This window comes from Hanstruepera ponticola, assembly GCF_002940745.1.
Taxonomy (GTDB): Bacteria; Bacteroidota; Bacteroidia; order Flavobacteriales; family Flavobacteriaceae; genus Hanstruepera; species Hanstruepera ponticola.
In genome coordinates, this window is the sequence record NZ_POTB01000001.1 from 2,152,924 (window position 1) to 2,172,309 (window position 19,386).

The 19,386-nt window shown below is 32.2% G+C and carries 18 protein-coding genes and 1 tRNA gene; 12 read left to right on the plus strand and 7 right to left on the minus strand.

Annotated elements, in window-relative coordinates; genetic code table 11:
* Complete coding sequence (gene rimM / locus C1S72_RS09750; protein ID WP_104735412.1) at nucleotides 1–525, minus strand: ribosome maturation factor RimM; 525 nt, start codon at nucleotides 523–525, stop codon at nucleotides 1–3.
* Nucleotides 526–585: 60 nt separating this feature from the next.
* A complete protein-coding gene (locus C1S72_RS09755) occupies nucleotides 586–1,110 on the minus strand; it encodes a 30S ribosomal protein S16 (RefSeq protein WP_104735413.1) in 525 nt (174 codons plus the stop codon).
* Between the two features lie 143 nt (nucleotides 1,111–1,253).
* Between C1S72_RS09755 and C1S72_RS09760 the strand changes: the two genes are divergently transcribed.
* The 9 genes from C1S72_RS09760 (at nucleotide 1,254) to C1S72_RS09800 (ending at nucleotide 12,307) form a co-directional block, all read left to right on the plus strand.
* Nucleotides 1,254–1,931 carry a DUF6252 family protein gene (locus tag C1S72_RS09760; RefSeq protein ID WP_104735414.1) on the plus strand — a complete coding sequence of 226 codons (678 nt, stop codon included), beginning with the start codon at nucleotides 1,254–1,256 and terminating at the stop codon, nucleotides 1,929–1,931.
* A 190-nt stretch (nucleotides 1,932–2,121) separates the two neighbouring features.
* Complete coding sequence (locus C1S72_RS09765; RefSeq protein ID WP_104735415.1) at nucleotides 2,122–2,571, plus strand: ferritin-like domain-containing protein; 450 nt, start codon at nucleotides 2,122–2,124, stop codon at nucleotides 2,569–2,571.
* Nucleotides 2,572–2,727: 156 nt separating this feature from the next.
* A complete protein-coding gene (dnaE, locus tag C1S72_RS09770; protein WP_104735416.1) occupies nucleotides 2,728–7,113 on the plus strand; it encodes a DNA polymerase III subunit alpha in 4,386 nt (1,461 codons plus the stop codon).
* A 139-nt stretch (nucleotides 7,114–7,252) separates the two neighbouring features.
* Nucleotides 7,253–7,570 (plus strand): thioredoxin, encoded by a 318-nt coding sequence (trxA, locus tag C1S72_RS09775; protein WP_103050957.1) that lies wholly within the window; start codon nucleotides 7,253–7,255, stop codon nucleotides 7,568–7,570.
* Between the two features lie 66 nt (nucleotides 7,571–7,636).
* Nucleotides 7,637–8,566: a DUF58 domain-containing protein gene (locus C1S72_RS09780; protein WP_104735417.1), complete on the plus strand. Its 930-nt coding sequence runs from the start codon at nucleotides 7,637–7,639 to the stop codon at nucleotides 8,564–8,566.
* Nucleotides 8,567–8,643: 77 nt separating this feature from the next.
* Nucleotides 8,644–8,717: transfer RNA gene (locus C1S72_RS09785), tRNA-Asp, on the plus strand.
* A gap of 532 nt (nucleotides 8,718–9,249) precedes the next feature.
* Nucleotides 9,250–9,441: a hypothetical protein gene (locus C1S72_RS09790; RefSeq protein WP_104735418.1), complete on the plus strand. Its 192-nt coding sequence runs from the start codon at nucleotides 9,250–9,252 to the stop codon at nucleotides 9,439–9,441.
* 130 nt (nucleotides 9,442–9,571) lie between these two features.
* Nucleotides 9,572–11,611: a tetratricopeptide repeat-containing sensor histidine kinase gene (locus tag C1S72_RS09795; RefSeq protein WP_104735419.1), complete on the plus strand. Its 2,040-nt coding sequence runs from the start codon at nucleotides 9,572–9,574 to the stop codon at nucleotides 11,609–11,611.
* 21 nt (nucleotides 11,612–11,632) lie between these two features.
* Complete coding sequence (locus tag C1S72_RS09800; protein ID WP_104735420.1) at nucleotides 11,633–12,307, plus strand: response regulator; 675 nt, start codon at nucleotides 11,633–11,635, stop codon at nucleotides 12,305–12,307.
* A 251-nt stretch (nucleotides 12,308–12,558) separates the two neighbouring features.
* On the opposite strand, the gene C1S72_RS09805 is transcribed toward C1S72_RS09800, so the two are convergent.
* Nucleotides 12,559–13,068, minus strand: a complete 510-nt coding sequence (locus C1S72_RS09805; protein WP_104735421.1) for a DUF456 domain-containing protein — start codon at nucleotides 13,066–13,068, stop codon at nucleotides 12,559–12,561.
* A 143-nt stretch (nucleotides 13,069–13,211) separates the two neighbouring features.
* Between C1S72_RS09805 and C1S72_RS09810 the strand changes: the two genes are divergently transcribed.
* From C1S72_RS09810 to C1S72_RS09820, 3 genes are all read left to right on the plus strand, one after another.
* Complete coding sequence (locus C1S72_RS09810; RefSeq protein ID WP_104735422.1) at nucleotides 13,212–13,577, plus strand: BlaI/MecI/CopY family transcriptional regulator; 366 nt, start codon at nucleotides 13,212–13,214, stop codon at nucleotides 13,575–13,577.
* The gene (locus C1S72_RS09815; protein ID WP_104735423.1) at nucleotides 13,574–15,025 is read left to right on the plus strand and encodes a M56 family metallopeptidase; all 1,452 of its coding nucleotides are present in this window, start codon (nucleotides 13,574–13,576) and stop codon (nucleotides 15,023–15,025) included. Before C1S72_RS09810 ends, C1S72_RS09815 begins: the two co-directional genes overlap by 4 nt.
* Nucleotides 15,026–15,141: 116 nt before the next feature.
* Nucleotides 15,142–15,618: a hypothetical protein gene (locus C1S72_RS09820; RefSeq protein WP_104735424.1), complete on the plus strand. Its 477-nt coding sequence runs from the start codon at nucleotides 15,142–15,144 to the stop codon at nucleotides 15,616–15,618.
* Here C1S72_RS09820 and C1S72_RS09825 read toward each other — a convergent pair.
* From C1S72_RS09825 to C1S72_RS09840, 4 genes are all read right to left on the minus strand, one after another.
* A complete protein-coding gene (locus tag C1S72_RS09825; protein ID WP_230401611.1) occupies nucleotides 15,615–16,346 on the minus strand; it encodes a Bax inhibitor-1/YccA family protein in 732 nt (243 codons plus the stop codon). The two genes, C1S72_RS09820 and C1S72_RS09825, sit on opposite strands and share 4 nt — an antisense overlap.
* Nucleotides 16,346–17,221, minus strand: coding sequence for a hypothetical protein (locus tag C1S72_RS09830; protein WP_104735426.1), 876 nt, complete (start codon nucleotides 17,219–17,221; stop codon nucleotides 16,346–16,348). The genes C1S72_RS09825 and C1S72_RS09830 overlap by 1 nt, the downstream gene beginning before the upstream one ends.
* A 67-nt stretch (nucleotides 17,222–17,288) precedes the next feature.
* Nucleotides 17,289–18,413 (minus strand): glycosyltransferase family 2 protein, encoded by a 1,125-nt coding sequence (locus C1S72_RS09835; RefSeq protein ID WP_104735427.1) that lies wholly within the window; start codon nucleotides 18,411–18,413, stop codon nucleotides 17,289–17,291.
* A complete protein-coding gene (locus C1S72_RS09840; RefSeq protein ID WP_230401612.1) occupies nucleotides 18,404–19,324 on the minus strand; it encodes a lysylphosphatidylglycerol synthase domain-containing protein in 921 nt (306 codons plus the stop codon). Before C1S72_RS09840 ends, C1S72_RS09835 begins: the two co-directional genes overlap by 10 nt.
* Nucleotides 19,325–19,386 lie beyond the last annotated feature (62 nt).

Here is a 19,386-nt window from a genome sequence, read left to right on the forward strand (position 1 = left end):
TTATAGGTAAAGGTCTATCAATCCTTCGGGTGTGTTTACCAAAATTTCCTTTTTGTTTTTGTCAACATTAGTGATAAACTCATCATTCATTGGAATTAAAATTTCAATACCATCTTTATCTATTTCAAATAATGCTTGTGCTGTTGAATCGTTAACCGATTTTATTGTCCCAATATTACCATGGATTTTATCAATAACCTGAAAACCGATTATCTCATGAAAATAAAATTTATCATCATCGAGCTTTGGTAAAAATTTCAAAGGCAAATAAATGTCACTTTTTATTAAAGCATCAGCATCAGATTCGGTGTCTACATCTTCAAATTTTACACGTAATAAATCAGATTTATGAAGTTGGGAGGACTCAATAAAAAAAGGCACTAAATTATTTCTTAAATCAATAAACAACGCGTCTAGGCTTTCATATAAATCAGGTTCGTCAGTGTCTAGTTTAATTAGTAATTCCCCTTTAAAGCTGTATTTTTTTACAATTTTACCTAAGTAAAAACAATCTTCTTTTTTCATATTTTAAAATAAAAAACCCAGACTAAAAAGTCTGGGTTCAAAGGTATGAAATAAAATATTTTACTCCTCTTCGTTTGAAGCTTCAGCTTCAACTTCTGGTGTATCTTCACTTGCTTCTTCAGCAACTTCCTCAACAACAGGAGTGTTGGCTGCAATACGCGCTTCGTTAGCTGCTTTTTCTGCTTCAAAAGCTTTGGCTTTAGCTTCCGCTTCAGCTTTTGCTAAATCTTCAGTTTTTGCTTCAACTTTTCCAGTTTTCTCTTCTTGCCAAGCTTTGAATTTTTCTTCAGCTTGTTCTTCTGTTAAAGCACCTTTACTAACGCCACCTGCTAAATGATTTTTAAGCAAAGCACCTTTATAAGATAAAATTGCTCTAGCCGTATCGGTTGGCTGTGCGCCATCCTGTAACCATTTTACAGCACCATCGACATCTAATTCAATAGTTGCCGGGTTTGTGTTTGGATTGTAAGCACCAATTTTCTCAAGGTATTTACCATCTCTTTTTGCTCTTGCATCTGCTGCAACAATCCAGTAATAAGGTTTTCCTTTTTTACCGTGTCTTTGTAATCTAATTTTAACTGACATAAAAATTAATTAGTGAGGTTCTCGACCTCGATTATTAATAAGTGCGCAAAGATACTATATTTTTTTTGATTTTTAAATAGTTAAGTAAAATTCTAACTTATTACGTTTTTTATATTATTTTTGAGTTCCTAAATATATGTACTATGAAGAGAATAAGTGTTTTAATGCTGGTTTTGGTGACAATTTTAAGTTGTAGTGATGAAATAAAATTTAACACGCCAGCTGTACAGGGGAAAAAGGATGGTAATTTATGGCGAGCAACTTCTTATGAGGTTCGTTATAATAATGCTGGCAGAATTGTTATTGTTGGTAAAAACGGCAATGATGGGTTATATTTTACTGTCCCTAATCTAGAATTAGGAGCTAAATATCTCGGAAGAGGAAGTTCTAGTAAAGCAGAATATTTAATTTTTGATCAAATTAGTTATTCAACGAATTTTGTGCCCGACCCAGAATTTTCATTATATCCACCAGATGGAGAAATTGAAATCACTCAAGTAACAGCTACTTCAGTTTCAGGCCGTTTTTGGTTTAATGCGTTCTCACAAGACGGATTGAAAACGGTTAATTTTAGTCAAGGTGTATTTTTTGATGTTCCACTATATAATTTGGGAGGTGGTTTAGATTCTTGTGACGATGTTGTTGCTGAAGCTCAAGCTGCAGAAGAACTTTACAATAATACAGACCCCAGTAGTCCACAATATACTGAAGTATGTTTGGCTTATAAAGCAGCCTTACAGCAGCAAATTGTTACTTGCGGTGGTGGTGGTGTCAATAGTCCTATTCAGATTATCATTAATGGTCTTGGAGACTGTCAGTAATAATTTAAATCTTAAAATATTTAACAAACGCGACCAATTGGTCGCGTTTGTTGTTAAATACTATTAAAGTTTATCAATAAAGTGATATAATACTTGACTTGAGGACGTATTTCTGTTATACTGTTATAGAAGATGTGAAACAATACGCATCTATAAAGAATTTATTGAAATTTAAATGAAAAGTAAGATTATGAAGTATTCAGAAGAAATTTCAAACAAGTTAAACGAATTATTAATTAAAAATTATGATGCTGAAAAAGGCTATTTAAATGCTATGGAGAATGTAGATTCTCCAGAATTAAAAATGTTCTTCAAGCGTCGCGCAACTGAACGAAGCCAATTTGCTAAAGAATTGCGAACTGAAATTCTGCGTTATGGAGAAATACCTGAAGATTCAGGAAGTTTCAAAGGTACGATGCATAGAAATTGGATGAGCCTAAAATCATTATTTACATCAAATGATGAAGAAGCTATTTTAGAAGAAGCTATACGTGGAGAGGAAGCTAGTCTCGAAGAATATAAAGAAATTCTTAACGACAGAACGTTGCCGCCAAGTATTGATTCGTTGTTGACTAAGCAAAAAAATGCTATTCAAGCAGCTATTAATACTGAAAAAGTTCATGAAGAATTAGTGTCATAATTATATTTTAAAGTAGAAAGTTAAACGCAACCTTATGGTTGCGTTTTTTTGTTTACAACTGTTTATAACTTCACTTTAATAAAGCAGTATTTCTATGTATTTTTATAAGCTCGTTTATAATCTTTTGTGATACCTTTTAATTGATAGATTTTTAGCATGTATTTAATTTTTGATACCGAAACTACGGGATTGCCAAAACGTTGGGATGCACCAATAACTGATACTGATAACTGGCCAAGATGTATTCAGATAGCATGGCAATTACATGATGACATGGGTAATTGTATTGATCATCAGGATTATTTGATTAAACCCGAAGGATTCAATATTCCTTTTGATGCTGAAAAAATACATGGTATTTCTACAGAATTAGCACAAGAACATGGTGTGCCATTGACAGAGGTTCTAGATAAGTTCAACAAAGCTTTAAATCAAACAAAATTTGTTGTAGGACAAAATGTTGGGTTCGATCTCAATATTATGGGAGCTGAATTTGTGCGAGAAGATGTGGCCAACCATTTACAAGAACTTCCCGTATTAGATACGTGTACAGAGCATACAGCTCAATTATGTAAAATCCCAGGAGGTAGAGGTGGTAAGTTTAAGCTGCCAACGCTTACAGAATTACATGAGTTTTTATTCAATGAGCCCTTTGCCGAAGCGCATAATGCTACTGCCGATGTAGAAGCAACAACACGTTGCTTTTTGGAGTTGGTTAGACGTGAAGAATATACCAAAGAACAACTTGATGTTCAACCGGATTATTTTATACGTTTTTCTGAAGCTAACCCTAAAGAAATTCAGTTAATAGGCTTAAAGCATATTAATTTAAAAAAAGCTAGCGCAAAAATACACGAACGATTACAACAAGCTCAAACCAATGATATTTCTGACCAAGAAATTAAAGAAAATATCTCCGAGCTTAAAGAGGTTGACTTTGTTCATTTGCATAATCATTCGCAATTTTCTATTCTACAATCAACCATCAGCATTCCAAATTTAGTTGCAGCAGCAGCTAAACATGGTATGCCTGCTGTAGCATTAACTGATCATGCTAATATGATGGGTGCATTTCATTTTGTGAAGCAGATAAATAATCACAACAAATCTGTAGAAGAAAAAAATAAAGCGACTAAAGATAAAGGCGAAACACAAATAGCTAAAACTATAAAGCCCATAATTGGCTGCGAGTTTTTTGTTTGCGAAAATCACCAAGACAAATCCAGAAAAGATAACGGTTATCAAGTAGTCTTAATAGCGAAAACAAAAAAAGGCTATCACAATTTAGCGAAATTATCGTCTATAGCCTATACCGAAGGTTTTTACTACGTGCCTAGAATAGATAAGGAGCTCATAAAACAATACAAAGAAGATTTATTAGTACTTACTGGAAACTTGTATGGTGAAGTGCCAAGTAAGGTTTTAAATGTTGGTGAAAATCAGGCTGAAGAAGCTTTGCTCTGGTGGAAACAGGAGTTTAGTGACGATTTATACATCGAGATTATGCGTCATAATCAAGAGGATGAAAATCGCGTGAATCAAGTTTTAATCGAATTTTCTAAAAAGCATAATATTAAATTAGTAGCTACCAACAACACATATTATGTAGATAAAGAAGATGCTAATGCGCATGATATTCTACTTTGTGTTAAGGATGGTGAAAAGCAGGCAACACCAATTGGCCGTGGTCGAGGCTATCGTTATGGATTGCCTAACCAAGAATATTATTTCAAGTCTTCTGAAGGCATGAAGGAACTCTTTAAAGATATTCCTGAAGCTATTAGCAATATTCAAGACGTTGTAGATAAAATAGAGCCATACCAACTAGCAAGAGAGGTCTTGCTTCCAAAGTTTGATATTCCAGATGAGTTTAAGGATTCAAATGATGAAAAAGATGGCGGTAAGCGTGGTGAGAATGCCTTTTTAAGACATTTAACATATGAAGGTGCTAAAAAACGCTATGGAGAACTAACCGATGAGATTAAAGAGCGTTTAGATTTTGAGCTTGATGTTATAGAAAAAACAGGATATCCAGGCTACTTTTTGATAGTTGAAGATTTTATTCGTGAAGCTAGAAATATGGACGTGTCTGTTGGTCCAGGTCGTGGTTCAGCTGCTGGTTCAGTTGTGGCTTATTGCCTTTGGATTACTAATATTGATCCTATTAAATACGATTTACTTTTTGAGCGGTTTTTAAATCCAGATCGTGTAAGTATGCCAGATATCGATATCGATTTTGATGATGAAGGTCGTGGTCGCGTTATGGATTATGTTATTAATAAATATGGAAGTAATCAAGTAGCTCAAATTATCACTTACGGAACCATGGCTGCCAAATCTTCCATACGTGACACCGCTCGTGTTTTAGATTTGCCATTGTTTGATGCTGATAGAATTGCCAAGTTAATCCCAACCATGTCTAAACTTGGGAAGATTTTTGGCATGGAAGAAAAGGAATTAAGTAAAAAATTCCGTGCAGAAGATTTAGAAAAAGTTAATCAGTTACTTAATATTTCAGATGGTGAAGATTTAGAAGCAGAAACTGTAAACCAAGCACGAATTTTGGAAGGTTCGGTTAGAAATACTGGTATTCACGCTTGTGGTGTTATTATCACTCCAGATGATATTACCAATTTTGTTCCTGTTGCAACTGCCAAAGATTCCGACCTATATGTTACTCAATTTGATAACTCGGTAGTGGAAGATGCTGGATTGTTAAAAATGGATTTTTTAGGGTTAAAAACTTTGACTTTAATTAAAGATACCGTTAAGATTGTTAAAGCGAAACATGGTATTACACTAGATCCTGACAACTTCCCCTTGGATGATGAAGTAACTTATGAGCTCTTCCAAAGAGGTGAAACTGTAGGTATTTTTCAATACGAATCTCCTGGCATGCAAAAACATATGAAGGACTTGAAGCCTACTGTGTTTGATGATTTAATTGCTATGAATGCGCTGTACCGTCCTGGACCAATGGAATACATTCCTAGTTTTATCGCTCGTAAACATGGTCGTGAGGATATCGTTTACGATTTGCCGGCGATGGAGGAGTATTTAAAAGAAACCTATGGTATTACGGTATATCAAGAGCAGGTGATGTTATTGTCACAAAAGTTAGCCAGTTTCACTAAAGGTGAAGCCGATGTACTGCGAAAGGCCATGGGTAAAAAGATATTCGCCTTACTTGAAAAATTAAAACCGAAATTTTTAAATGGTGGTGAATCCAATGGACATCCAAGGGATGTTTTAGAAAAAATTTGGAAAGATTGGGAGGCTTTTGCGAGTTATGCCTTTAATAAATCGCACTCAACCTGTTACGCTTGGATTGCTTATCAAACGGCTTATTTAAAAGCACATTATCCAGCAGAATATATGGCGGCTGTGCTTTCTAATAACATGAATGACATTAAGCAGGTTACTTTCTTTATGGAAGAGTGTAAGCGCATGCGATTGGATGTTTTGGGCCCAGATATTAATGAGAGTTACTATAAATTTTCTGTTAACCAAGACAATGCTGTTCGGTTTGGAATGGGAGCTATCAAGGGTGTGGGTCATGGTGCTGTAATGACCATTGTTGAAAACCGTAAAAAAGATGGTCATTATAATTCAATTTTCGATTTTGCAAAGCGTATTGATTTACGTGCAGCCAATAAAAAAGCATTTGAAAATTTAGCATTAGCTGGAGGCTTTGATTGCTTTGAGAATACGCATCGTGCACAGTATTTTCATGATGATGGTGATGGTATTACCTTTTTGGAAAAAGCTATTAAATATGGAGCAAAACATCAAGAGAATGAAAATTCTGCACAAGTAAGTTTATTTGGAGAAGCAAGTGATGTACAAATTGCAGAACCAGAGGTGCCGCCTTGCGAAGAATGGGGAACTATGGAAAAATTAGCACGAGAAAAAGAAGTCGTGGGAATTTATATTTCTGGTCACCCATTAGATGATTTTAGAATTGAAATGAAAACTTTTTGTAATGCCAATATTGCGTTGTTTAATAATTTGGAGCAATATGTAAATCGTGAAATGACCTTTGGTGGCGTTGTTACTGATGTTCAGCATCGTGTGAGTAAACAAGGCAAAGGTTGGGCTCTGTTCACGATAGAAGATTATACAGATAGTTTTGAATTTAGAATTTTTGGTGAAGAATATTTAAAGTTTAGACATTTTCTTCTAAAAAATTCGTTTGTATATGTTAAGGTTTTTATTCGGGAAGGCTGGGTGAATCGGGATACAGGGAAGAAAAGTGATCCAAGGTTACAGTTTAATAGTTTTCAGTTGTTGCATGATGTTATGGATACCTATGCAAAGAAACTTTCGGTACAGCTAAATATTGCGGATCTTCAGGAAAAACGTATTCAAAGTCTTAAAGAGTTGTTTAATCTTCATCAAGGTGATAATTCACTTAATTTTGTGATTTATGATAATGAAGAGCAGATAAAATTAAACATGCCGAGCAGAAGGCAGAAAATAAAAATATCTCAAGAATTATTAGATGAATTAGAAAAACAGGATGTGTTTTATAAATTAAATTAATGCATTATTACTCGTTAAGAATAAATAACCTGAAACAATACATGCATAAGGAAAACAAATTGTCAGGTTGTAAGCTTTGGCATTTTTTTTGACTAATATTGCATAACAAATAGAAGTAGAACATATTAAATTATAGATTATGGCATTAGAAATAACAGATGCAACATTTGAAGAAACAGTATTAAAAAGTGATAAACCTGTAATGGTTGATTTTTGGGCAGCTTGGTGTGGACCTTGCCGTATGGTAGGACCAATCATTGATGAAATTAGTAATGAATATGAAGGGAAAGCTGTAGTTGGTAAGGTAGATGTAGATGCTAATCAAGAATTTGCTGCAAAATATGGTGTAAGAAACATACCAACAGTATTAGTATTCCAAAACGGAGAAGTTGTAGGACGCCAAGTAGGTGTTGCGCAAAAAAGTGCTTACACTGAAGCGATTGATTCGCTTTTATAAAATACTTTCTAAAAGAAATGATAAAAGGTTTGTCCATGCGACAAACCTTTTTTAGTTTAGTCTCGTATGGATTTGCAATTAGAACTTAATAAAGCAGGTGGATTTAAAAATCTGGAACTTTTGGCCAAACAAGTGGTTGAGGGTTTTATTGCTGGTATGCATAAAAGTCCATTTCATGGGTTTTCATCAGAATTTGCAGAGCATAAAATTTATAATCAAGGTGAAAGTACCAAACATATAGATTGGAAGTTGTTTGCAAAAACCGACCGGTTATATACAAAACGGTATGATGAAGAAACCAATTTACGTTGTCACCTAATTGTTGATAATAGTAGTTCAATGCATTATCCTCAACTAGCTGACTTCGGCATTGATAGTTTAAACAAAATAGCATTTTCTGCATTAGCCTCGGCAGCATTAATGCAGATTTTAAAAAAGCAACGTGATGCTGTTGGTTTGAGTATTTATAGTGATAAGTATGATTACTATTCGCCAGAAAAAGGTAGTGAACGACATCATCAAATGTTATTGCATCAGTTGCGCGAAATGGCTATTTCAAAGCCTAAAAATAAGACAACAGATACATATACATACTTACATCAAATTGCTGAAAAGATAAAACGACGTTCGTTGATTTTCTTTTTTACTGACATGTTTCAAACAACTTCAGATGATGAAAAATTATTTGAAGCTTTACGCCATTTAAAATATAATAAGCACGAGGTAGTTTTGTTTCATGTTTTTGACAAGCAGCATGAACTGGAATTTAATTTTAGTAACACACCAAAGCGATTTGTTGATGTTGAAACAGGTGATCACATTAATCTATATGCTGAAAATATAAAAGAGAATTATGAAAAAGCTGTTGCTGATTATTTTTCAGAAATAAAACTTAAATGTATTCAGTATAGAATTAAATATGTAGAAGCAGATATTAATAAAGACTTTAATAATATCTTAATGACCTATATGATAGAGCGTCAAAAGTTTTTGTAAATAAAGATTAAAATATTTTAAAAAAAGGTTTGACTTATAAAAAAAGCCGTGTATATTTGCATCCGCAATAGAGCAACGGTCTGGTAGTTCAGTTGGTTAGAATGTCGCCCTGTCACGGCGAAGGTCGCGGGTTCGAGTCCCGTCCAGACCGCTAAATTGCTAAAGCTCCTAAATTTGGAGCTTTTTTTAGCAATAAAATTTAGTTGTGTTGTTTTATCTCAATAGAAATGTTGAGGTAAATGTAGGAGATATCCAATTGTGTTGGGTATTCCAATGGAAAGCTTTCCTTTTTTCTTTTTAAGAAGATTGGGATGCTTTTTTGTTTTGTAATAGATTACAATTACATATACTTGTAAGAAAATTCTAATTATTAAGCATTTAATCGATATAAAATGCATTTAATCGACTATTTAGTGTAATCATAGCCCTTGAATCTATATTTACAGTCCTTCAAATAAGTCCCTAAATCGAATTATTCAGCTTATTTAAGGTTTATTAATCCATTTAAGACAAATTTTTGTCTATTCCCTCATGTTATAAAATAATTATTTGAAGCCTTTTTGGCATCTAAATATTTAAGGTTAATTATCCATTCTTCCCTCAACAGCGATTTTTAGTTTAAAAATCAATTTTTATAGTAAATAATTAATAGCAAACTGTTGTTTAACCCTAAATGAACTAACATGAAAACCTTAAAAATTACCTTATTAGCTGCCGTTTTTTGTACAACCCTAACTGGATTAAGTATTAAGAGCGATGTGACTACTACAGAGCCGAAGCAAGAAAAAGTAACAAATCAAGAAGATTTTACGTATGCTTTTGCTGTTAAAAGACATATTAAAAAGAAAGAAGGAACGGTTCCTTCAAACGGATAATATTTCCTGCCATTTTATTTAGCTTTTGGACCTCTAATATTTAGAGGTTCATTTGTTGTTTATTTAATTTTATATTCAGTATCATATTTGCTACAAAATTTGATACATTTGAGGGACATAGAAATCCATTATGTTCCTTAAGAAAGCTGTTTTTTATTTACTCTTCTTTATATTCTTTACTCTTAATGCGCAAGAGTCCAATAAAACTTCCGTATTTGATAGTCTGGAATTTTATCAATCTTTGGCTGAAGATCAATCTTTAGATTTAGACTATCGTATTAAAAATATTAAAAAGGCTATCTATTTTGCTAATATTTCCAAGCAGGATACTACGATTTTAAAAACAAAGCGTTTGTTGGCTACGCTTTATTTAAATAAGATTGCTAGAAATGAAATGTCTTCAGATTCCATTTATGATTTAAACCATCAAAACTTAAAACTTGCTAAAAAGATTAAAGATACTTTAGCACTTGCATACATAAATAATGTTTTAGGATGGTACCATAATTCAAATTATAGATCGGATAGTGCTTATTACTATTATTATAATACACTTAAGTATTTTTCCACTTTAAAAATGGTGAAAGATGAAGCCAGAACCCTAAATGAAATGGCTACTATTCAGTTTGAAGAGCGTGATTATGTCGGTTGTGAAAATACTGCTGCAAGGGCTATTAAGCTTTACGAAAACATGCCTGAAACGGAATTCACATTAGATAATTTATGGGCTTTATATAATTTGATTGCCATATCTGCTGATGAATTAAAATTATATGACCAAGCTGTTGAATACCATAATAAAGCGCTTTTCTATAGCAATAAATTAAAGGACAACAACCTCTATACACTGTATTCAAATAGTAATATTGCATTGATTTATAAAGAATTGGGGCAATATGATAAAGCTTTAAAGATTTATCAAGACTTATTTGATAATAAGTCGATTTTAAAGGAAGAGCTATATAATTATGCGTTGATATTAGGCGATTATGCACATTTAAAATATTTAATTGGAAACTATCCCGATTCTGAAATAAAAAATATGCTATATGAGGCGTACAAAATTAGTGATAGTATTCAAGAAGAGGCTAGCATGATGTCAGTAGCTCTTAATGCATCCGAATATTATTTGGGTGAGAAAGAACTAGATTCAGCCTCGTTTTTTTCAAACATAGCTTATAATTTAGGTAAGAAATCTTCAACCAATGATGTAATATTAAGTGCATTGATGCTAAAATCTAAAATTGATACAACAGATAGGTCAGAAGTTTATTTGAATGAATACATCAAGCTAAATGATAGTTTAGTCAATAAAGAACGAGCTATTAGGAATAAGTTTGCACGCATTGAACTGGAAACTGATCAGCTTGAGTTGAAAAATCAGCAGATAACCCGTGAGCGTATGTGGTTACTAATATTATCAGGAGGCTTACTAGTAACTTTAATTTTACTTTATATCATCATATCGCAAAGAGCCAAAAACAAAGAATTGAAACTTGTACAACAACAACAAGAGGCTAATGAAGAAATTTATAATCTAATGCTATCACAACAGGATAAAATTGATGAAGCGAGATCTATTGAGAAAAAACGCATTTCAGAAGAACTTCATGATGGTATTTTAGGTCGTTTGTTTGGTACACGCTTGAGTTTGGATAGTTTGAATTTAAGCACAACTGACGAAGCCATAAAAACTAGAGAAGGTTATATTGTTGAGTTAAAGAATATTGAACAGGAAATCAGGAAAGTGTCCCATGAATTAAATACTGATTTTGTTTCAGGCTCTGGTTATGAAGACATTATTAGTACATTAGTTGAAACGCAGTCCAAAGCTTACGGCTTTAATAATGATATTAGTATTGAAGGAGATATTGTCTGGGAGGATATTCCAAACAAAACAAAGATACATATCTACAGAATTATTCAAGAATCCCTTCAAAACATTTACAAACATGCCAATGCTACTCACGTTGAGATTAGCTTTAAATTAAAAAATAATGTAATTTGCTTGTTCATTACCGACAACGGATCTGGCTTTGATGTTAATAAAGCCAAAAAAGGAATAGGTATTAAAAACATGCATTCAAGAGTAAAGGAAATACATGGTGAACTTGAAATGACTTCTGAAAAAGATGTCGGTACCAGTATTTTAATTAAAATCCCAATCTAACCTATTAATTTTTAAAACCTAATGGAAAAAATAATTCGTATTCTAATGACAGATGATCACCCAATAATCATTGAGGGTTATCAAAATACGTTACTGGCAACTAAAAAAGACAATCAAAAATTACTGATAGATATTGCCAACAATTGTGACGAATCTGTAAAGTTTATGAACCGTGCAGTAGAAACTGAAAAACCTTATGATGTCTTGTTTATGGATATTAGTTTGCCACCTTCAACCGATGGTAAATTCAATTCAGGAGAAGATTTAGCAAAATATGCCAGAAAAGTCATGCCAGAGGCCAAAATTGTTATGCTTACCATGTTTAATGAGAATTATCGAGTACATAATTTAATTAAAAATATTGATCCTGAAGGCTTTTTAATAAAAAGCGATTTAACTTCTAGTGAATTAGCGAGTGCTTTTCAAGCTGTTCTTAACAATCCGCCTTTTTATAGTGGAACCGTCAATTCCATAGTAAGAAAGTCAATAACCAACGACATTGATTTAGATGACATTGATCGAAAAATTTTATATCTACTCTCTCAAGGTATTCGTACTAAAAACCTGGTTGATCACATAGATATTTCTTTAAGTGCTATTGAAAAGCGCAAAAAGCAATTAAAGTTATTGTTTGATGTTCAAGATGGTAACGATGAAACACTTTTAGATGAAGCGAGAGTTAAGGGCTTTATATAAAAATTCTTTCAAAAACTGTTAAAATTCAACATTTTATCATTTTTGAAAAGTTCTTGAAACGCGCTGTATGATAGAATAGTACGGTTTTACCACAACAAGTTTACGGTTTTACCGCAGCAAAAAGTTTATTTAAATACATACATTTGAAATATCAACGACAGATTTGATGAATCCCTCAAAAAATTTGTTGATAATAGCATTTACACAAACCCTGTGGTTTTCATACTAACCGAAAATCATAGGGTTTCTTCTTAAAAAGAAAAAAGACTACTCTTGTGTTCCCATACAGTCGATATAAAGAAACCAAGGTAGATTACAGCAACCAAAAATTTTATAAAAGTTCCTGTTAAAAATCCTAGAAGTGAACCAAAAGCAGCTCTCATAGCTGTTTTAGAATCTGATTTATTTAGTAATTCACCAACTAATGCACCTATAAAAGGCCATATAATTATACCTAAAGGTCCCAAAATAGGAAAAATAATTGCAACCAATAGTCCTGTGGTTGTGCCAATCATACCATATTTACTACCTCCAAATTTTTTTGTACCCATGGCAGGTATGATATAGTCTAGTGCGAATACAAGTAAAGCAATTAGTAAAGTAATACCTAGAAACACCCAATTGGTATCAACGGTATTTGTTAAGTGAAGCAATAACAGGCCAACCCAACTTAATGGTGGGCCAGGTAAAACAGGTAAAAAACTACCTATGATGCCTACTAGCATAAAAACAAATCCAATGAGCGTCAGTAAAATATCCATATAAATTTTATTGGTATGACGAAGATAAACAAAGAATGTTACAAAGTTTAAACTAAAAAATTAGTTTGAACTAATTTTTTAGTTATATTTGTATTCAACTAATTGTTTAGTTGACAAGTTTTATTGAACCATAAAGTTAGATGATGAAACAACTTACTAAAGCAGAAGAGGAGATCATGCACATACTTTGGCAGCTAGAGAAAGCCAATGTCAAACAAATAATTGAAGAACTCCCTAAACCCAAACCAGCATACAATACTGTATCTACCATTGTAAGGATACTGGAATCCAAAGGCTTTGTTGATTATGAAAAACAAGGCAAAGGTCATGTTTATTTTCCGGTTGTAAAGAAACCCGATTATAGTAACCAATCCATCAATACGTTGGTGGAAAATTATTTTCAAGGTTCTTTTAAAAGTATGGTATCATTTTTTATGAAGAAGAATGACATCAGTTTAAATGAATTGGAATCGGTTTTAAAAGAAATTAATAAAGACAATAAATCATGATACACTACGTCATACAAATTGTTGCATTTCAGTTACTATTCTTAATAGTTTACGATGTGTTTTTAAAAAGGGAAACCTTTTTTAACTGGAACAGGGCATATTTGTTAGGAACAGCAGTTTTGTCCATCTTACTTCCGCTTATCAAGATTGAAAGTTTTAGAAATGTTGTACCTCAAGTATATACATTTTCTTTTCCAAAATTTGCTTTTGAAACTCAAAACCCAATTGTTCTAAATGAAGTGGTACTAAAAGGAACAAGTACATCAAATAGTATCTTATCACATGTCCCTAACATTTTGTTACTTGGTTGTATTTTAGCATTGTTATACTTTTTATTCAGAATTTTTCAGATTTTAAAACTTGCTTATACCAATCCTAAAGTTAAAGAAAAGGATTTTTCAATAATACAAGTTTCCAACAGTACATTGGCTTTTTCATTTTTTCATTATGTTTTTATTGGAGAAAAAATTAAAACCCAAGAACGTGAGTCCATATTGAAACATGAGTTAGTTCATATTGAACAAAAACATACATGGGATTTGCTTTTTTTTGAAATACTTCGCGTAGTATTTTGGTTTAATCCATTGGTATATATGTACCAGAATAGAATATCAGATTTGCACGAGTTTATTGCAGATTCAAAAGCAATCAAGCAAAATAAAAAGCAATATTATGAAAACCTGCTGTCACAGGTTTTTGATATCAAATCAGTATCGTTTATCAACCCATTTTTTAAACAATCATTAATCAAAAAACGAATTATTATGTTACAAAAATCGAAATCAAGAAAAATTCAATTACTTAAGTATACATTGTTAATCCCTGTAGTTTTTGGAATGCTTTTATATTCTTCTTGCTCACAAGACAGACCTACAAAAGATGTAGCTAAACAAGAGTATAGAGTTAGCAATGAATCTCAAGAGAAAGCTTCTAGTGAAGTTTTGCAAAGCATTGCTGATTTAAAAGAATCTATTGCCGCAAAAGGGAGTATGACTGATGAAGAAAAAAATGCTTTAAAAACATTAATGATGTTAGTTTCTCCTGACGGTCTTAAAGAACCATACTTTAAAGATGTAGTAAAATATGCTGAAATTCCTTATGGTGTCATTGAACAAGTACCTGCGTTTCCTGGTTGTGAAAAAGTTGAAACTAGAGAAGAAAGTATAAACTGTATGAGTAAAGAACTCAATTCTTTTATACTTAAAAACTTTAACACTAATTTATCTAATGATTTAGGACTTACCGGCGAGCAGAAAATTTCAGTTTTTTTCAAAATTGATGCTAATGGCCAAATAATTGACATTAAGGCTAGAGCCAATCATCCTGATTTAGAGAATGAAGCTATTAGAGTAGTCAGCATATTACCAACCATGATTCCTGGCGAACAAGACGGTGTAAAAGTAACCGTGCCTTATTATTTGCCAATCAAATTTCAAATTAAGGAATAAACTAAATTGTCAAACTGTTAAAAACCGAAAACAACGTTTTCGGTTTTTTTATCTATAATTATCAATTTACTTAAAATTAATACAAAAAATTGTACTTTTCGGTATCATAACAAATTATGAAACAAGGGTATTTTATTTTAGCTTTTTTGGTTTTAACCTCCTGCAATTACTTTGACGTAAAAAAAACATCATCTGAAGCTATATTGAATGAAGAGCTAAAAACATTTACGTGGAATGAGGTTGATGAATATCCTTCATTTACAATATGTGATAATGAAATTTCAAAAGAAGGAAAAAAAAGATGCTTTCAGAATACGCTTATAGAGGCAATTTCAAAAAATATACAAGCAGATACTATTGTTGTATCTCAAAACATCAAAGACACCCTATTAATCAAATTTCAAATTTCTGAAAAGGGTAAGCTAACGGTTATGGAATTTGATGTTGACTCATTAACATTGCACGAAATCCCGAATATCAAAAACCTTATAAATAATAGTTTGGATTCACTGCCAGAAATTTATCCTGCTGTAAAACGTGGTCAGCAAGTAAAAACAGCATTTACATTGCCTATTATTATTCAAGCTTATTAAAAACGAATGGCAAGTTTGCGCATGAGTCTTAATATTTCGGCGTACAACCAAACCAATGTAACCAGTAAACCCCAAGTAGCCAACCATTCTTTTTCTTTAGGGGCTTTACCTTTAAAACGTTCTATATAGTCAAAGTCCAATAATAATGATAATGAAGCAAAGATAGCTGCAACTACATTAAAAGCAATTGCCCACCAAGATGTACCCCAAATAAAAACCTTAATTCCAAAGAAACCTAAAATCCATGAAATAATATAGGTTACAAAAATACTGGCACAAGTAGTAATTATAATACTTCTCAACTTTTTTGTAACAACAATTATTCGTGTTTGATATAATATCAACATCACAAAAAATGTAATGATGGTAACTCCAATTGCTTGATAAGGCATGTTAGGGAATTTAGCCTGAATAAAACTGCTTATTCCACCTAAAAAACAGCCTTTGGCAATAGCATATAATGGTACTAGAAATTTTGCCCAATGCTTTCGTACCGAAATAATAATACTGATAATGATAGCGGCAAGCATCCCTCCAGTGGTAAACCACTTAACGTTGTAACCGTTATCATATAACTTCCATATTCCAGCCGTTATCAATGCAATAATCAGTATAGAAACGAGAGATTTTATTATAATTCCAGAAACCGACATGGTTTGAGAATGGTGATTGTCATCATTCCAAAAATAATCTGAAAAAGCAGGGTTTGATGTTTTGTCTAAACGCACTATAAATTAATCTTATAGCCTAAAGCAAAATCTATTGGGAAATTATCACTGTTATCAATAAAAATTGCATAAATATCATGATAGGCTAATGTGATGAAGCTATTTTTTGTAATCCTTATGTCTGCACCTAAACCAAGTGTAAAAGGTACTTGAATGCCAGAAGCTGATTCTTCGTAAATCCCAATTTCCGGATTACTAGACACATAAGTAGCATTTGAAGCCGTATAAGTAACCATTTTTAAATTTCCATAGAAATTAAAGGCCTCTTTGTTTATTATTCGATATCTGTAACCAATGGATAGTTGTGTAGAAGAATATTCAAAATCGTCAGCTTCTAGAGCATGTCTAAAATGAAAAAACAAAGCATGTCTAGGTAATCTGCTTTCTTCGAAAATTTCAAATTCTAATCCAAAAAACGGCACCGATTTATTATTTGGATTGGCGACAAATGGTTGATTGGTTAAACCACCAAAAGCCCCAAGTCTAGATTGTACTTTAGCGCGCTCTTTATAATTGTAACCAACATCAGATGTCGCATTGTATTTATTGATGTATTCTTTTAAACTGAAAAGTGTCAGATTTACTTTTTCAGCTGTTAGCCCGTAGTCTTTTGTTAGATTATTTAAAACTGTCTTATATTCTTCTTGATATTTACGTGTTCCTTCATTTTTAGTATTTACCAATTCTTGGATGTTACCATTATTACTTCTTACAAAATAGCGGTATTTACCATCAAAAATATTCCATAACAAGTCCAAATTACCTTCTACTTCAGTTTTTAATTCCAGTGTTTCATTATTGACGTTATAGGTTTCTTGGGTAAATCCAGAAAAGCCAAAAGCAATGAAACAGAATAAAAATAGTAGCTTTTTCATTTTACAAATGTTTAGGTTACTTGTAAAACTATAAAAATTAAACGACATCATGATATACTTTTACGGGTTATTTATTAAACGTACGTCCTTTCCAATCGTAATTTTTAAAAGTTGATATGGTCACTATGTATGTAGTAAAAAACGGATATAAAATACTGGAAATCAAAAATCTTATAAATGGAATTTGATGACCTAAAAAGCCACTAGTTTTATTGATAAGAATAAAATCTAAAAATGATTTGAATACAAAAAGGGATAGAAACGTAAAAAAATTGGTCAGGCCAGTTATTGATGAAAGCAATAAGATGACGCATAGGATATTCATGAAAAACACTGTAAATGCTGTAAATATTGAAAAAGCACTTTTATAATAGATTGATTTGGATGCCCACCGAACGCGTTGATAAACCAACTGTTGCCATGTTGGTTGTGGGTTAGTTAAAACGATGGCTCCTTCTGCTTTCAAATAGCCCACTTGTTCTGAATTATACCTTACTGCTTTTTGAAGTAGAAAAACATCATCGCCACTTGCTATGTTTGAATCATCTTCAAATCCGTTTAATTGATGAAACAGAGCTTTCTTGTAGGCCAAATTCGCACCATTAGCCATAAAAGGTTTTTTTAGCCCAAAACTGCCAATGGTTGAGCCCATCAAACTTATAAAATCTAAATTTTGAAAATGATCAAGAAATGATTTAGGCTTTTTATATGCTACAGGACCAGCTATTAATGAATATGCACTGTTTTGAACAACAGTGTCATAAATATTAAGCCATTCTTCTGGCAATATGCAATCAGCATCCGTGGTAATAATCCAATCATATTTGGATTCTGATATACCGATTTTCAAGGCATCTTTCTTTGGGGAACTTGTATTAGGGTTATTCTTTAAAATCGTCCAATCATAAAGGGTGTCTTTTAAGTGTGATTTTATAATTAAAACTGAATCATCTGTAGAAGCATCATCTATCAATAGTATTTCATAAAGTTCTTTGGGATATTCCAATTGCAAGATAGAATCCAACAAGCGTGGTAAATTGTCTGATTCATTTCTAAAGGGAATAACAATTGAAAATTTTGTTTTTGGTACTAGTAGTTTTTCTTTAAAATTATTGACATTATCAAAACCAATAATAAATCCGCCAATCAAAAGCAGGTACAGAAATGATATGGCCAAAATTATTATAAGCATACTGTTTTTTGAGGTAATTTAAATTTCAGCACAAATACGGCTCCTGTTAAGCTAGGCAAAGCCACATTAAAAAACCACATAAGCAATATGGTGCTCAAAATAATTATGTTGCCTACACCAGTTATAGAAAACAAAAAGATGGCAACACTACCTTTTAAAACCACATCAAAAATTGAAATAACTGGAATTATGGATGCTAGAAAATACATACTTGTTATGATAACCATGGAATCAAAATAACTCAATTTCACACCAAATAATGTGAGTAAAAAATAAAATTGAAATGAAAAAACCATGTAACGAATAAGTGAGAATAAAAATCCCTTTACATATAACGCTTTTGGGATTTTGGAATAAAATGCTCTGGCAGTTTGAAAGGAAATTCCTTTTATAGAAAATTTGGTTTTTGCCAAACCTATTATTGGAAATAAGATGATAATTAATAAAACAACACCAAATTTAAACACCTTGTAATAAGATATGTCAAGCGGATATCTCAATACAAAAAGACTCAATCCAGCAACGCCCAAGAGTGTTGTAACTGCCATCTGCAAGCTATTGTTCAATAAATTCATCGCAACTATCTTCTTGCTTTCTGATAATTTAAAATACATGGCTTTTACACCGTACTCACCCACACGGTTAGGGGTAAATAATGATGCTGTTAAAGAACCAAGACTTTGTTCTAAAGAATTACTAAATGATATTTTATGAATATAGGATACTAAATGCTGCCATTTTATAATTTCAAAAAACCAGTTTAAAATGCTTAAAAGCATCAAAAAAATCACATTCTTTATTGAAAACGCATTGTTTTTTGATAAAAAATCCCAGAAAACTTTAAAATCCATTTCTTGGTTAGAAGTGAGTTTATTATAAATAAAATAAAAAGCACCAACTACTATACTCATTTTAATAAGTACAAAAAAGAATTGTTTAGTTTTGTAAGGAACGGCTCCAAACATACAATTGA